Raw genomic sequence first — 14,996 nt, 5'->3', positions numbered from 1 at the left:
CGCTCATCACTCCGCCGCTTCCACCCGTTTGACCGGGCGTCGTTCCAGAAGCTCCTTCAGGAACTGCCCCGTATAGGACCGGTCGACTGCGACGATGTCCTCCGGCGTACCCTCGGCGACGATCTCGCCGCCGCCATCGCCGCCCTCGGGCCCCAGATCGATCACCCAGTCCGCCGTCTTGATCACTTCGAGATTGTGCTCGATCACCGCGACCGTGTTGCCGGCCTCGACCAGTTCGTGCAGCACCTCCAAGAGCTTGGCGACATCGTGGAAATGCAGGCCCGTGGTCGGCTCGTCGAGGATGTAGAGCGTGCGGCCCGTGGCGCGGCGCGACAGTTCCTTGGCGAGCTTGACGCGCTGCGCCTCGCCGCCCGACAGGGTCGTTGCCTGCTGGCCGACCTCGATGTAGCCAAGGCCGACCCGTTCGAGCGTCGCCAGCTTGTCGCGCACCGCCGGAACCGCGGCGAAGAAATCGACGCCTTCCTCGACCGTCATCTCGAGCACGTCGGAGATCGACTTGCCCTTGAACTCGACCTCCAGCGTTTCGCGGTTGTAGCGCTTGCCGTGGCAGACATCGCAGGTCACGTAGACGTCGGGCAGGAAGTGCATCTCGATCTTGGTGACGCCGTCGCCCTGACAGGCTTCGCAGCGCCCGCCCTTGACGTTGAACGAGAAACGCCCCGGCTGATAGCCGCGCGCCTTGGCCTCGGGCAACTGGGCGAACCATTCGCGGATCGGCGTGAACGCGCCGGTATAGGTGGCAGGGTTCGAGCGTGGCGTGCGGCCGATCGGCGACTGGTCGATGTCGATCACCTTGTCGATGTGTTCGAGCCCGTCGATGCGCTCGTGCTCGGCGGGCGCCTCGCGTGCGCCGTTGATGCGCCGCGCGGCGGCCTTGTAGAGCGTCTCGATCAGGAAGGTCGACTTGCCGCCGCCCGAAACGCCGGTCACGCAGGTGAAGGTGCCCAGCGGCAGCGCGGCCGTGACGTCCTTGAGATTGTTGCCGTTCGCTCCGCGCACCGTGACCGCGCGGTGCTTGAGATCCACAGGCCGGCGCTCGGCCGGCACCGCGATGCCCATCGCGCCCGAAAGGTACTGGCCGGTGAGCGAGGCGGGGTTCGCCATGATCTCGGCCGGCGTGCCCGAGGCGACGACGCGGCCGCCATGCACACCCGCCGCCGGGCCGATGTCGGCGACGTAATCGGCGCTCAGCACCGCGTCCTCGTCATGCTCGACCACAATGACGGTATTGCCGAGATCGCGCAGCCTCCGCAGCGTGTCGAGCAGGCGGGCATTGTCGCGCTGGTGCAGGCCGATCGACGGTTCGTCCAGCACGTAGAGCACCCCGGTCAGACCCGAGCCGATCTGGCTGGCGAGACGGATGCGCTGGCTCTCGCCGCCCGACAGCGTCCCCGAATTGCGCGCAAGGGTCAGATAGTCGAGCCCGACATCGTTGAGGAACTTCAGCCGGTCGAGGATCTCCTTGAGGATGCGCACGCCGATTGCGTTCTGCTTGTCGTTGAGCGCGTCGGGCAGGGCGTTGAACCAGTCGTTGGCGTGCCGGATCGACATCGCCGCGACCTCGGAAATGTGCAGCCCTGCGATCTTCACCGCCAGCGCCTCGGGCTTCAGGCGGGCGCCATGGCAGACCGAGCAGGGGTTCTGCGACATGTAGCGCTCGATCTCCTCGCGCATCCAGGCCGAATCCGTCTCGCGCCAGCGCCGTTCGAGATTGCCGATCACGCCCTCGAAGCTCTTCTTCGCCTTGTAGGTGCGCAGGCCGTCATCATAGGCGAACTCGATCTCGCGGCCGCCGGTGCCGTGCAGAATGGCATGGCGGGCGTCCTCGCTCAGATCCGCCCACGCATCGGTCAGCTTGAAGCCGAAGGCCCTGCCGAGCGCTTGCAATGTCTGGGTGTAGTAGGGCGACGGATTGGCCGATTTCGACCATGGCGCGATCGCCCCCTTCGCCAGCGTCAGGCCGGGATCGGGCACGACGAGGGCCGGATCGACGCCCTGTTCGGTGCCCAGCCCGTCGCAATGGGGGCAGGCGCCGAAAGGGTTGTTGAACGAGAACAGGCGCGGCTCGATCTCCGGAATGGTGAAGCCCGACACCGGGCAGGCGAACTTCTCGGAGAAGACGAGCCGTTCGTGCGTGTCGTTCTTGGATTTGTTGGCCGAGCCTCCGGCCTGTGTCTCGGCGTCGGGCAGGGGACGGTCGGCGAATTCGGCGACGGCCAGACCCTCCGACAGCGACAGCGCCTGTTCGAGCGAGTCGGCCAGCCGCGCGGCCATTTCGGCCCGCACCACGACGCGGTCGACGACCACGTCGATGTCGTGCTTGTACTTCTTGTCGAGCGCCGGAACCTCGGCGATCTCGTGGAACGCGCCGTCGACCTTGACCCGCTGGAAGCCCTTCTTCATCAGCTCGGCCAGTTCCTTGCGGTATTCGCCCTTGCGGCCGCGCACGATCGGCGCAAGCAGGTAGAGCCGCGTGCCTTCCTCGAGCGCCAGGATGCGGTCGACCATCTGGCTGACCGTCTGGCTCTCGATCGGCAGGCCCGTCGCCGGCGAATAGGGCACGCCGACACGGGCGAACAGAAGCCGCATGTAGTCGTAGATCTCGGTGACGGTCGCCACGGTCGAGCGCGGATTGCGGCTCGTCGTCTTCTGCTCGATGGAAATGGCCGGCGACAACCCATCGATCTGGTCGACATCGGGCTTCTGCATCATTTCGAGGAACTGGCGCGCATAGGCCGAAAGGCTTTCGACATAGCGCCGTTGGCCCTCCGCATAGATGGTGTCGAAGGCGAGCGACGACTTGCCCGACCCCGAAAGGCCGGTCATCACGATCAGGCTGTCGCGGGGCAGGTCCAGGTCGACGTTCTTGAGGTTGTGCTCGCGCGCGCCGCGAATGGAGATGAATTTCTGGTCGGTCATGAAAACGGTGCTGCCGGAAACGGCCGGGCGCTGGCCCGGCGAAGAAAGCAACCTCCAATTTAGGCAATGAAACGGCCATGTCGAGCGGCGGGGCAACGATTGCTGACAAGATCCGGTGCTGCCCGCTCCCTTGCTGCCTGTCTCTGTTGGCGAGTTGACAGTCGCCGATGCAGTCGTTAGAACAAAAAAGGAACAAACACAAGCGGGATGGTTGGCAAAAGTCCCTGTGGACAGTCGGCTTGCGCCTTCAAGGGCGCCGACGCAGGGCCTATGGTGTCGAAAATCCCGATTGGAGCGATGGTATGGCAGGCAGCGTGAACAAGGTGATCCTGGTGGGCAATCTGGGCGCCGACCCGGAAATCCGCCGGCTCAATTCGGGCGATCCGGTGGTCAACCTTTCGGTGGCGACCTCAGAGCAATGGCGCGACAAGCAGTCCGGCGAGCGGCGCGAGCGGACCGAGTGGCACCGTGTGGTGATCTTCAACGAGAACCTGGCGAAGGTGGCCGAGAACTATCTGAAGAAGGGCTCGAAGGTCTATGTCGAGGGCCAGTTGCAGACCCGCAAATGGACCGACCAGAACGGCCAGGACCGCTATTCCACCGAGGTGGTGCTGCAGCGTTTCCGTGGCGAACTGCAGATGCTCGACAGCCGGGCCGATGCCGAGGGCGGCGGCTATGGCCGTGGTCAGGGCGGCTATGGCGGTGACCGGGTCGGTCAGGGTTCTGGCGGCATTGATCGCGGGTCCGGGCAGGGCGGGCAGGACGGCGGCAACGATTTCGTGCGCGATCTCGATGACGAGATTCCCTTCTGATTTCGGTTCGGCGTGCGAAACGCGCGTCCGCGATGGCTGCCATGCGCACGGGTTCGCGCCGCGGCCTGCTGCGGTGACGCAGTTCGCGCTCGCGCCGGTGTTTCTTGTCAGCCTGTTTGCGCTGTTTCTGGCGATGGCGGTGACCGCGCTGGCCGGCGAGGCCGATATCGTGGGCGCCGAGGCGGAACGGTCCGGCGACGGCACATGGCGGTTCGAGGTGACCGTGCGCCATGCCGACGAGGGCTGGGACCACTATGCCGATCTGTGGCAGGTGATCGCGCCGGACGGGACGGTGCTGGGCGAGCGTGTGCTTGCCCATCCGCACGTGAACGAGCAGCCCTTCACCCGTTCGCTGGCCGGCGTGTTGGTCGACGACGAGATTGGTGTGGTGACGATCCGGGCCCGCGACAGCGTGCACGGGTTCGGCGGCGCCGAGATGGAAGTCGATCTGGACGCCTTGCGCTGACCGGGGCGGTCGGATTCAGGCGGCCGCGAGTGTCCTGACGCCGTCGGCGACGAATTGCACCGCAAGCGCCGACAGGATCACGCCGAGAAGACGCGTCAGCACCGACCGGCCGGTTTCGCCCAGCAGCCGGTCGACGCGCTCGGCGAGGATGAAGATCACCCAGGTCAGCGCGAGGATCGCCGCCACGATGCCGATCAGCGCCGCGCGTTCCAGCGGTCCGGCGAAGTCGCCCGACAGCAGCACAAGCGCCGAGATCGCCCCGGGCCCGGCGATCAGCGGGATGGCCAATGGAAACACCGCCACCGAACGCACGTGATCGGCCGAGATCGCGCGGTTGGCCGTGTTCTCATGGCGCTCCTGGCGCTTCTCGAAGATCATCTCGAAGGCGATCCAGAACAGCAGCAGCCCGCCGGCGACCCGGAAGGCGGCGAGCGTGACGCCGAACAGGGCGAGGATCGCCGTGCCAAGGACCGCGAACAGCACCATCACGGCGAAACCGATGACGATTGCCCGCGTGCCGGTCTCGCGCCGCTGGGCACGATCCATGCCGCCGGTCACGGCCAGAAACAGCGGGGCGAGACCGACCGGGTCGATCGTCACCAGCAGCGTCACCGTCGCATTGATGATCATGTCCAGCGTCATGGCGCCGGCATACAGGGGCGCCGCCATGCGGGCAATGGCCGCCGCCGGCCGGGCGCATGAGCCCGCCGGAGGGGCGCCCACGGCAGGACATTTCCGCGGGCGACCGGCGGTTGGTCGAACGCTGTGAAAATCGCGCCGAAACGCTTGGAAAGTTTGGTTTTCCGCGCCGTGCGCACTATGTTACAAGGAACGAATCTATGACGGGAATTCACGTTTGAACGACGAGACACCCCCGGCCGGCGCAGGCGGCGGCGACGGCATCGAGCCGATCTCCATTCTCGAGGAGATGCAGCGTTCCTATCTCGATTACGCGATGAGCGTGATCGTCAGCCGGGCGCTGCCGGACGCGCGCGACGGCCTCAAGCCGGTGCACCGCCGCATCCTCTATGCGATGCATGAGAGCGGCTACCACTGGAACCGCAAATATGTGAAGTCCTCGCGCATCGTCGGTGACGTGATGGGTAAGTATCACCCGCACGGCGACAGCGCGATCTACGACGCCATGGTGCGCATGGCGCAGGACTGGTCGCTGCGGGTGCCGCTGGTCGACGGGCAGGGCAATTTCGGCTCGATCGACGGCGATCCGCCCGCCGCGATGCGTTACACCGAGTCGCGTCTCGACAAGGTCGCGCACGAACTGCTCGAGGACATCGACAAGGAAACGGTCGATTTCCAGGACAATTATGACGGTTCGGATTCCGAGCCCGTCGTACTCCCGGCGCGCTTTCCCAACCTGCTGGTCAACGGCTCGGGCGGCATCGCGGTCGGCATGGCCACCAACATCCCGCCGCACAATCTGGGCGAGGTGATCGACGGCTGCATGGCGCTGATCGACAATCCGGCGATCACGCTGGCCGAGATCATGCAGGTGATCCCCGGGCCCGATTTTCCGACCGGGGCGATCGTGCTGGGCCGGGCCGGCATCAGAAGCGCCTACGAGACCGGTCGCGGTTCGATCGTCATGCGGGGCAAGACGCATATCGAGGAACGGTCCGGCGACCGCGAGTCGATTGTCGTCACGGAAATCCCCTATCAGGTCAACAAGGCCTCGATGATCGAGAAGATGGCCGATCTGGTGCGCGAAAAGCGCGTCGAGGGCATCTCCGACATCCGCGATGAGAGCGACCGGCAGGGCTATCGGGTGGTCATCGAGCTCAAGCGCGACGCCAATGCCGACGTGATCCTCAACCAGCTCTACCGGTTCACGCCGCTGCAGACCTCGTTCGGCGCCAACATGGTCGCGCTCAATGGCGGCAAGCCCGAGCAGATGACGCTGCTCGACCTTCTGCGCGCCTTCGTCGCCTTCCGCGAAGTCGTCGTCAGCCGTCGCACCAAGTTCCTGTTGCGCAAGGCGCGCGATCGCGCCCATGTGCTGGTCGGCCTCGCCATCGCGGTCGCCAATATCGACGAGGTGATCGCGCTGATCCGCGCCGCACCCGATCCGGCGACCGCGCGCGAACAGCTCATGACGCGGCGCTGGCCGGCCAAGGATGTCGCGCCGCTGGTCGAACTGATCGACGATCCGCGCCACACGCTCAACGAGGACGGCACCTACAATCTGTCCGAGGAGCAGGCACGCGCCATCCTCGATCTGCGCCTGCAGCGGCTGACCGCGCTCGGCCGCGACGAGATCGCCGACGAGCTTAACGCGATCGGCGACCAGATCCGCGACTATCTGGATATCCTGTCCTCGCGCCAGCGCATCCTGCAGATCGTCAAGGACGAGCTTGTCGCGGTGCGCGATGAATTCGGCTCGCCGCGCCGCACCGAGATCGTCGAGGGCGGTCCGGACATGGACGACGAGGACCTGATCGCCCGCGAGGACATGGTGGTCACCTTCTCCCACCAGGGTTACATCAAGCGCGTGCCGCTCGACACCTACCGGGCGCAGCGGCGGGGCGGCAAGGGCCGCGCGGGCATGGCGACCAAGGACGAGGATTTCGTCACGCGGCTGTTCGTCGCCAACACGCACACGCCGATCCTGTTCTTTTCCTCGCGCGGCATCGTCTACAAGGAAAAGGTCTGGCGCCTGCCGGTCGGCACGCCGCAGTCGCGCGGCAAGTTCCTGCGCAACATGCTGCCGCTCGAGGCCGACGAGCGCATCACCACGATCATGCCGCTGCCCGAGGACGAGGAAAGCTGGGCCGATCTCGACGTCATGTTCGCCACCGTTTCGGGTTCGGTGCGCCGCAACAAGCTCAGCGACTTCATCCAGGTCAACCGAAACGGCAAGATCGCGATGAAGTTCGAGGAGGGCTCGGACGACCGGATCCTTGGCGTTGCGACCTGTTCGGAGGACGACGACGTCCTGCTCACCACCGCAAAGGGCCAGTGCATCCGCTTTCCGGTCACCGACATCCGCGTGTTCGCCGGCCGCTCGTCGACCGGGGTGCGCGGCATCGCGTTGGGCGAGGACGATCACGTCATCTCGATGACCATTCTCAGCCATACCGACGCCACGCCCGAGGAGCGCAACGCCTATCTGCGCCGGGCCGCCGCGATTCGCCGCGCCGCCGGGCTGCCCGATGACGAAGCGGGCACCAGCGGGGCCGAGGAGGAGATCGAAGAGGATGTCGCGCTCGACGAGGACCGGTTCAACGCGCTCGCCGCGCGCGAGCAGTTCGTGCTGACCGTCTCCGAGTTCGGCTATGGCAAGCGATCCTCGTCCTTCGATTTCCGCGTCTCCGGGCGCGGCGGCAAGGGCATCCGCGCCACCGATACCTCCAAGAGCGACGAGATCGGCGATCTCGTCGCCGCGTTCCCGGTCGGTTCGGGCGACCAGATCATGCTGGTCTCCAACGCCGGCCAGGTTATCCGCGTGCCCGTCGACGGCATCCGCTTCGCCAGCCGGGCGACCAAGGGCGTGACGATCTTTTCCACGCGCGAGGGCGAGAAGGTGGTTTCGGTCGAGCGCATTCCCGAAGCCGAGCGCAACGGCGAAGACGAGGCGGGCGAGGATGAGGCGGGCGGGGACGAACTTGCCGAACCGGGGGACGAAACGGGCGCTTGACGCGCACGCACCGCGGGCCGACAAGGATCGGGTTCAACGGAGTGCATGTCATGGTCGACCCGGCCACTCTTCTTGCCTATCTGATCGCCTGCATCGTCATCGTCATCGTGCCCGGCCCCTCGGTCACGGTGATCATCGCCAATTCGCTGCGCACCGGCACCAGCGCGGGCCTTGCCAATGTGGCGGGCACGCAGGCCGGCCTTCTGATCATGATCGGCGTTCTGGCGCTCGGGCTCGAGACCGTTGTCACCGTCATGGGCGAGATGTTCGTCTGGCTGAAGCTTGCCGGCGCGGCCTATCTGATCTGGCTGGGCGTGAAGATGTGGCGCTCGGACGGCCGGCTCGGCGAACCGGATGCGGGGCAGGTAAGGGCGCGGTCCCTGCGCGGTTATTTCTGGCAGGGCTTCATCGTCATCTGGTCGAACCCCAAGGCGCTGTTCTTCTTCGGCGCGTTCATCCCGCAGTTCATCGTGCCCGAGGGCAACGCGGCGCTGCAGACGGTCTTCCTCGGCTTGATCTTCATGATCACGGCCACCGTGCTCGACAGCGGCTATGCGCTGGCCGCCGGCAAGACCGGCGGACTGCTGAGCCGGCACAATGTGCGCATACTTGAACGGGTGTCGGGTACGTTCCTGATCGGCGGCGGCGTCTGGCTGGCGCTGTCCAAGCGCGCGCAATAGGCCGCCTCGTTCAGCGCGGTTCGCGCAGGATCACGATCTCGACCCGGGAGCCGGCGTCCAGCGCGTCGGCGCCGGGCGGGCGTACGATCAGCGCATCGGCCGCCGCGTAAAGGCGGATGATCGAGGAATCCTGATTGTCGAACGCCGTGACGACAAGCGTGCCGTCATCTTCGCGGGTCAGAGCGCCGCGCATGTAGTGCTCGCGCGGCCCGTTGGCGCCGAGCGGCGCGCCAAGGCGCGCGGTCGTCCGGCGCTGGCTCGGTGGCCGTCCGGCCAGTTCCTCGATCAGCGGTACGGCGAACAGATGCGTGCAGACCAGGCTCGAGACCGGATTGCCGGGCAGGCCCAGTACGCGCATCGCACCGAGCCGGCCGAACATCATCGGCTTGCCGGGGCGCATGGCGATCTTGTGAAACGCAAGTTCCATGCCGCGCGCGACGAAGGTGGGGCGCACCAGATCGTGGTCGCCGACCGAGGCGCCGCCGAGCGTGATCAGCACGTCGCACTCGGCCGCAAGCGCGGCGTCGAGCTTGATGTCGAGATCGGCGCGCCGGTCGCAGGCGATGCCAAGATCGAACGGTTCGGCGCCGGCATCTTCGAGGATCGCGGCAACCCCGTAGCCGTTCGAGGCGACGATCTGGCCGGGGCCGGGCGACATGCCCGGCTGCACCAGTTCATCGCCCGTGGCGAGAACGCCGACACGCGGGCGGCGGCGCACGTCCAGTTCGGCATGGTTGCCGGCGGCAGCCAGGCTCAGATGGCCACCATCGAGCCGCGTGCCGCCTTCGATCAGCCGGTCGCCTTCGGAGAAATCGAGCCCGGCCGGGCGGACATGGTGTCCCCTTGCCACCGCTTCGCCTGCCCTGATCGTCCCTTCGCCGGCGGGCTCGGCATCTTCCTGGATCAGGATCGCGTCGGCGCCCTGCGGCACCGGAGCACCGGTGAAGATGCGCACGACCTGGCCGGCTTCGACGGGCGTGTCGAAGACCTGGCCGGCCGCCACCTCGCCGATCACGGTCAGCGGCCGGGTGGGGTCGCCCGTGTCGGCGGCGCGCACCGCATAGCCGTCCATGGCCGACACGGCGAAGGGCGGCTGCGTGCGCCGGGCGATGACATCGTCGGCGAGCACGCGGCTGCGCGCTTGCGACAGGGGAACGGTTTCGGCGTCAAGCGGGCCCGCATCGGCCAGCAGCCGCGCGAGCGCCTCGCTGACCGCCATCATGGCCATCAGGCGATGTCCGTGTCCGGTTCGGGGCGGCGCCAGTGACCGGACTTGCCGCCGGTCTTTTCGAGGAGGCGAATGCCGCCGATCTCCATCGCCTTGTCCATCGCCTTGGCCATGTCATAGATCGTCAGGCAGGCCACGCTTGCGGCCGTCAGCGCTTCCATCTCGACGCCAGTGCGGCCGGTGACGCGCACCGTCGCGGTCACCACGAGGCCGTCATCGACCGGGGCGATTTCCACCTTCGCCTTTGAGATCGGCAGCGGATGGCACAGCGGGATCAGATCGGCGGTCTTCTTGGCGGCCATGATGCCGGCAAGGCGCGCCGTGCCGATCACATCGCCCTTGGCCGCATCGCCGGCAAGGATCGCCGAGAGTGTCGCCGGCGCCATGCTCACGCGGCCCTCGGCAGTCGCCTCGCGCGCCGTCTCCGCCTTGGCGGACACGTCGACCATGTTGGCCGCGCCCGTCTCGTCCAGATGGGTCAGCGGCCCGCCGGCCATCTCAGGCCTCCGCCGTTTGCCGGGCGAGCAGCACGCGCGTGGCCGCCGTTACATCGTCTTGACGCATCAGGCTTTCGCCGACAAGGAAGGTGGCGATGCCGACCCGCGCCAGCCGGGCGCAATCGGCCGGCGTGAAGATGCCGCTTTCGCCGACGAGCACGCGCCCGTCCGGCACCATCGGCGCCAGCCGCTCGCTGGTGGCAAGATCGACCGCGAAGGTGCGAAGGTTGCGGTTGTTGACGCCGATCAGCGGCGAATCGAGCCGCAGGGCGCGCTCCATTTCGGCCTCGTCATGGACCTCGACCAGCGCATCCATGCCCAGCGCGAACGCGGCCTGTTCGAGATCGCGGGCCAGCGCGTCGTTGACGCTCGCCATGATGATCAGGATCGCGTCGGCGCCCCAGGCGCGCGCTTCGAGCACCTGATAGGTGTCGAACAGGAAATCCTTGCGCAGCGCGGGCAGGGCGGTCGCCGCACGCGCCCCGGTCAGATAATCGGGCGCACCCTGAAACGACGGCGCGTCGGTCAGGACCGACAGGCAGGCCGCGCCCCCCGCTTCGTAGGCGCGCGCCAATGCTGGCGGATCGAAATCGGCGCGGATCAGGCCCTTCGAAGGGCTCGCCTTCTTGATCTCGGCGATCAGCCCGTACGCGCCAGCCGCCTTCTTCGCCTCAAGCGCCTTCAGGAACCCGCGCGGCGGCGCGTTGGCGGTGATGCGCGCTTCAAGCTCCGAGACCGGCACGGACGCCCTGGCCGCGGCGATCTCCTCGCGCTTGTAGGCTTCGATCTTCTTGAGGATATCGGCCATGGTCAGCCGTTTCCGGTCGAGATGGCGACGACCCTGTCGAGCACGGACTTGGCGCTGCCATCGTCGAGCGCGGCCTGCGCCTTGGCGACACCGTCGGCGATATCCGATGCGAGATCGGCCACGACGAGGCCCGCGCCGGCGTTCAGGCAGGCAATGTCGCGATAGGCGTTGCGGGCGCCTTCCAGCACGGCGCGCAGCGCGGCGGCGTTCTCGGCCGGGTCGCCGCCCTTCAGATCGGCCGGGTCGGCGCGTTCGAGGCCGGCCTCTTCCGGCGTCAGCGTGAAGGTGCGCACCGTGCCGTCCTTGAGTTCGGCGACCTGCGTGTCGCCGGCCGTGGTCAACTCGTCCAGCCCGTCGCCATGGACGACCCAGACATGGTCCGAGCCGAGCGTCCGGAGCACATGGGCGAGCGGTTCGACCCATTGCGGCGAGAACACGCCGAGCACCTGACGCGCCGCGCCGGCCGGATTGGAGAGCGGGCCGACCAGGTTGAAGATCGTCCGCGTGCCCAGTTCGACGCGATAGGGGCCGACATGGCGCATCGCCGGGTGGTGGACCGGCGCGAACATGAAACCGAGCCGGGCCTTTTCGATGCAGCGGGCGATCGTGTCGGGCTCGGCCTCGATGTCGACGCCCAGTTCGGCCAGCGCATCGGCCGCGCCGGAGCGCGAGGACAGCGAACGGTTGCCGTGCTTGGCGACATGGGCGCCGGCGCCGGCGGCGATGATCGCGGCGAGCGTCGAGACATTGTAGGAGCCGGAATCGTCGCCGCCCGTGCCGACGATGTCAATGACGGGCAGGGTGGTCTCTACGGGCCGCATCTTGGCGCGCATCGTCGCCACGGCCCCTGCGATCTCGTCGGTCGTCTCGCCGCGCACGCGTAGGCTCATCAGGAAGCCGCCGATCTGCGCGGGCGTCGCCTCGCCGGACATGATGATGTCAAAGGCGCGGCGCGCCTCGTCCCAGCTCAGCGGCGTGCCGTCGGCGGCCTTGGCGATCAGCGGCTTGATGTTGGCCATCCGGTCACTCCTCATGCGCCGGCATCGAGCGCGCGTTCGAGCGCGGTCGGATAGAGCGTGACCGGGAATTCCTGCTGCATCCGGTTGACCATCTGGTTCAGCAGATCGTCGCCCAGGCTCCGTCCCATCTGCTCGCGCAGGCCATCGGCGAGGCTTTCGGCGCCGCCGACCGGGTCGGTGATCGCGTCGATGCGGAAGACGAGACGGCGGTTGCCGGTGGCGCCTTCGGTGATGTCGACCGCGTTCGGGCCGACGCCGAAGACCGCCGCAAGCCCCGGCGCGCCGAAATCGGCGTCCTGGCCGGTGCGCGCCAGACCGTACTTGACGTCGGCGCGATAACCCTGCTCGTCGGCGATGGTTGCCGGTTCGGCGCCGTCCCGGATCGCCTGGGCGACCTCTTCGGCCGCCGCATCGAGAGCCTGGTCGCGCTGTTCGGCCTGCCAGTCGGCGACGACCTCGTCGCGCACCTCGTCGAGCGTGCGGGCGCGCTCGGGCTCGATGTCCGTGACCTCGTACCACAAATAGCCCTCGCGGCCGGCGTTCAGGGGCCGCGATTCCTCGTCGATCTCGACCTCGAACGCGTTCTCGAGCAGCGCCTCGGCTTCCGGCAGGCCGCCGAGCGGCTCGCCGTCCTTGCCGCGACCGCGCGCGTCGACCGGCGGAAGCGTCACGGCCTCGAGCTGCTGGGAACTGGCCGCCTCCGCCATCGTCGCGCCGCCTGCGCGCGCGTCTTCGTAACCGTCGTGCAGGTCAGGCAGGATGTCGCGCGCCTCGAGCTGCGCGAGTTCCCGACGGATCGTCTCGGCGACCTCGTCGAAGGGCTGGGTCTGCTCGGGTGTGATCTCTGTCACGCGCACCAGCAGGGGACCGAACGTGCCGTCGACGACTTCGGAGACGGCGCCTTCGCGCAAGCCGAAGGCCGCCTCGGCCACCGCCGGATCCGGCACCTCGTCCCGCTCGAACGTACCGAGCGTCGCATCGGCCATGGTGCGGCCGGTTTCGGCGACGGCGTCCTCGAAGCTCTGGCCGGCGAGGATGCGCTGGCGGGCCGCCTCGGCCGCGTCCCGGTCGGAGAAGACAAGCTGCTGGATGGTGCGCGTTTCGGCCTGGGCGTAGCGGGCACGGTTGGTTTCGTATTCGTCGCGAACCGTTTCCATGTCGATCGTGGCGGGGTTGGCGATCTGGTCGGGCGTCAGCAGCACGTAGCGGATCGTCCGGTATTCGGGCGCCCGATAGTCGTCGACGTTCTCCTCGAAGAACGCCGACAGTTCGGCTTCGCTCGGCTCGCCGGGCGGCTCGATCGCCGATGCGTCGATCTCGACGAAGCTGACGTCGCGCGTCTGACCCTGATAGCGATGCAGCGCATCGAGGAACGTGGCGGGCATGACGACGCCGTCGGCGGCCGCCTCGACGATCTGCTGGCGTACGGCTTCCTTTTCGCGGTCGCGGACATAGTCGGCCGGCTGCATGCCGATGTCGCCGAGAACCATGCGGATCTGGTCGCCGCTCAGATTGCCGCCGAAATCCTCGCTGATCACCTCGGCGAGCCGGTCTTCGCTGAGGCCAAGCCCCATCGCGCGGGCCTGCTCGTCCAGCACCACCGTGCCCACCATGCGGGCGCGCACGGCGTCCTCGATACCAAGCATCCGCGCCTGCTCGCGTGTCAGGCGGGTGCCGAACTGTTCGGAATTGGCGCGCACGGTCCGCTCGTAGGCCAGCCGGTACTGCTGCGCGCTGATCGTCGATTCGCCCGCTTCCATGACGACATTGCCGCCGCCACCGCCAAGAATCTGGTCGGAGATACCCCAGACCGCAAACGACAGGATCAGCAGCAGCAGGAGCAGTTTGGCGACCCAGGTCTTGGCCGCATCGCGCAGGGTTCCGAGCATGAAAAATGGTCCGTTTGTCTCGAAGGCCCTTCTTATGAACCCGATGCCGCCGATGCAAGCAGCGCACCGCGCACGATCGTCGCGGCGGGACTTTCGCACGCGCGGCAAACCAGCTAGCAGGCACGCAAGCCCATCAGGAGACCGAGACATCATGGCCGACCCCATCCGTCCGCTGATCGCCGGCAACTGGAAGATGCACGGCACCGGCGCCGACCTGCCCGAACTCAAGCGCATCGCCAACGGCGTCGATGGCACCAAATCGGACTCGCCGTACGACGCGGTGATCTGCACGCCGGCAACGCTGATCGACCGCGCCGTGCGCACCGTCGTCGGCTCGCCGCTGGCGATCGGCGGGCAGGACTGCCATCACGCCGAAAAGGGCGCGCATACGGGCGATGTCTCACCGGCGATGCTGGTCGAAGCGGGAGCGTCGTATGTGATCGTCGGCCATTCGGAACGCCGCGCCGATCATGGCGAAAGCGATGCCGACGTGCTCGGCAAGGCCAATGGCGCGCATGCGGCGGGCATGACCGCGATCGTCTGCGTCGGCGAGACGCGCGAGGAGCGCGAGGCCGGACGCGCCGAGGACGTCGTCGACGGCCAGCTTGCCTGGTCGGTGCCCGAGGACGCCCGTCCCGACGACACCGTCATCGCCTATGAGCCGGTCTGGGCGATCGGCACCGGCCTGACGCCGTCGATGCACGACATCGAGACGATGCACGATCACATGCGCATGCAGCTCAAGCAGCGGTTCGGTTCGTCCGGCGCGCGCTTCCGGTTGCTCTATGGCGGGTCGGTCAAGCCGGCCAATGCCGCCGACATCTTCGCCATTTCCTCGGTCGATGGCGCGCTGATCGGAGGGGCGAGCTTGAAATCGGACGATTTCCTTGCCATTTGCGCGGCGATGCCGGCGCGCTGACGCAGCCGGACCGGGCCCGCGGCCCGCCTTGGCAGCGCCCGGCAATCCATGTACAGACGCGCCAATTCACCACCGGCCGAGCGCAA

Annotated in this window: 12 protein-coding genes; 5 read left to right on the top strand and 7 right to left on the bottom strand. The window is 67.5% G+C overall.

Annotated features, from left to right (window positions below):
• Positions 1-6 precede the first annotated feature (6 nt).
• Complete coding sequence (uvrA, locus tag E0E05_RS09635) at positions 7-2,940, bottom strand: excinuclease ABC subunit UvrA (protein WP_131616516.1); 2,934 nt, start codon at positions 2,938-2,940, stop codon at positions 7-9.
• A 302-nt stretch (positions 2,941-3,242) separates the two neighbouring features.
• Between uvrA and ssb the strand changes: the two genes are divergently transcribed.
• Both ssb and E0E05_RS09625 read left to right on the top strand, forming a co-directional pair.
• Positions 3,243-3,752: a single-stranded DNA-binding protein gene (gene ssb / locus E0E05_RS09630; protein WP_131616515.1), complete on the top strand. Its 510-nt coding sequence runs from the start codon at positions 3,243-3,245 to the stop codon at positions 3,750-3,752.
• A 73-nt stretch (positions 3,753-3,825) separates the two neighbouring features.
• On the top strand, positions 3,826-4,218 hold the full coding sequence (locus tag E0E05_RS09625) for a hypothetical protein (protein ID WP_342212064.1): 393 nt from the start codon (positions 3,826-3,828) through the stop codon (positions 4,216-4,218).
• 15 nt (positions 4,219-4,233) lie between these two features.
• Here E0E05_RS09625 and E0E05_RS09620 read toward each other — a convergent pair whose 3' ends face one another.
• Positions 4,234-4,887, bottom strand: a complete 654-nt coding sequence (locus tag E0E05_RS09620) for a MarC family protein (RefSeq protein WP_244597658.1) — start codon at positions 4,885-4,887, stop codon at positions 4,234-4,236.
• A gap of 187 nt (positions 4,888-5,074) precedes the next feature.
• On the opposite strand from E0E05_RS09620, the gene gyrA reads away from it, so the two are divergent.
• Positions 5,075-7,870, top strand: a complete 2,796-nt coding sequence (gene gyrA, locus E0E05_RS09615; RefSeq protein ID WP_244597656.1) for a DNA gyrase subunit A — start codon at positions 5,075-5,077, stop codon at positions 7,868-7,870.
• 50 nt (positions 7,871-7,920) lie between these two features.
• Entirely contained in the window at positions 7,921-8,550 is a 630-nt protein-coding gene (locus E0E05_RS09610) for a LysE family translocator (protein WP_131616514.1), read from the top strand.
• Positions 8,551-8,560: 10 nt separating this feature from the next.
• On the opposite strand, the gene E0E05_RS09605 is transcribed toward E0E05_RS09610, so the two are convergent.
• From E0E05_RS09605 to E0E05_RS09585, 5 genes are read right to left on the bottom strand one after another with little or no spacing between them, the layout of a single operon-like run.
• Positions 8,561-9,778 carry a molybdopterin molybdotransferase MoeA gene (locus E0E05_RS09605; RefSeq protein ID WP_131616513.1) on the bottom strand — a complete coding sequence of 406 codons (1,218 nt, stop codon included), beginning with the start codon at positions 9,776-9,778 and terminating at the stop codon, positions 8,561-8,563.
• Complete coding sequence (gene moaC, locus E0E05_RS09600) at positions 9,778-10,275, bottom strand: cyclic pyranopterin monophosphate synthase MoaC (RefSeq protein WP_131616512.1); 498 nt, start codon at positions 10,273-10,275, stop codon at positions 9,778-9,780. Before moaC ends, E0E05_RS09605 begins: the two co-directional genes overlap by 1 nt.
• Position 10,276: 1 nt before the next feature.
• The gene (gene trpC / locus E0E05_RS09595; protein ID WP_131616511.1) at positions 10,277-11,083 is read right to left on the bottom strand and encodes an indole-3-glycerol phosphate synthase TrpC; all 807 of its coding nucleotides are present in this window, start codon (positions 11,081-11,083) and stop codon (positions 10,277-10,279) included.
• A 2-nt stretch (positions 11,084-11,085) separates the two neighbouring features.
• A complete protein-coding gene (trpD, locus tag E0E05_RS09590; RefSeq protein WP_131616510.1) occupies positions 11,086-12,102 on the bottom strand; it encodes an anthranilate phosphoribosyltransferase in 1,017 nt (338 codons plus the stop codon).
• An 11-nt stretch (positions 12,103-12,113) separates the two neighbouring features.
• Positions 12,114-13,991, bottom strand: coding sequence for a peptidyl-prolyl cis-trans isomerase (locus E0E05_RS09585; RefSeq protein ID WP_158629330.1), 1,878 nt, complete (start codon positions 13,989-13,991; stop codon positions 12,114-12,116).
• 151 nt (positions 13,992-14,142) lie between these two features.
• Here E0E05_RS09585 and tpiA point away from each other — a divergent pair, with 151 nt between their 5' ends.
• On the top strand, positions 14,143-14,910 hold the full coding sequence (gene tpiA, locus E0E05_RS09580; RefSeq protein ID WP_131616508.1) for a triose-phosphate isomerase: 768 nt from the start codon (positions 14,143-14,145) through the stop codon (positions 14,908-14,910).
• Positions 14,911-14,996: the final 86 nt, after the last annotated feature.

Source organism: Roseitalea porphyridii (assembly GCF_004331955.1).
Lineage (GTDB): Bacteria > Pseudomonadota > Alphaproteobacteria > Rhizobiales > Rhizobiaceae > Roseitalea > Roseitalea porphyridii.
Note: the sequence above shows the minus strand (reverse complement) of the source record. Positions and strands in the feature narration are given on the sequence as shown.

Bases quoted from the DNA above. Each gene is read 5' to 3' on its own strand.
- ssb (WP_131616515.1), top strand. From the start codon at position 3,243: ATGGCAGGCAGCGTGAACAAGGTGATCCTGGTGGGCAATCTGGGCGCC.
- moaC (WP_131616512.1), bottom strand. From the start codon at position 10,275: ATGGCCGGCGGGCCGCTGACCCATCTGGACGAGACGGGCGCGGCCAAC.
- tpiA (WP_131616508.1), top strand. From the start codon at position 14,143: ATGGCCGACCCCATCCGTCCGCTGATCGCCGGCAACTGGAAGATGCAC.
- uvrA (WP_131616516.1), bottom strand. From the start codon at position 2,940: ATGACCGACCAGAAATTCATCTCCATTCGCGGCGCGCGCGAGCACAAC.
- trpD (WP_131616510.1), bottom strand. From the start codon at position 12,102: ATGGCCAACATCAAGCCGCTGATCGCCAAGGCCGCCGACGGCACGCCG.
- E0E05_RS09620 (WP_244597658.1), bottom strand. From the start codon at position 4,887: ATGGCGGCGCCCCTGTATGCCGGCGCCATGACGCTGGACATGATCATC.
- trpC (WP_131616511.1), bottom strand. From the start codon at position 11,083: ATGGCCGATATCCTCAAGAAGATCGAAGCCTACAAGCGCGAGGAGATC.
- E0E05_RS09605 (WP_131616513.1), bottom strand. From the start codon at position 9,778: ATGGCCATGATGGCGGTCAGCGAGGCGCTCGCGCGGCTGCTGGCCGAT.
- E0E05_RS09585 (WP_158629330.1), bottom strand. From the start codon at position 13,991: ATGCTCGGAACCCTGCGCGATGCGGCCAAGACCTGGGTCGCCAAACTG.
- E0E05_RS09610 (WP_131616514.1), top strand. From the start codon at position 7,921: ATGGTCGACCCGGCCACTCTTCTTGCCTATCTGATCGCCTGCATCGTC.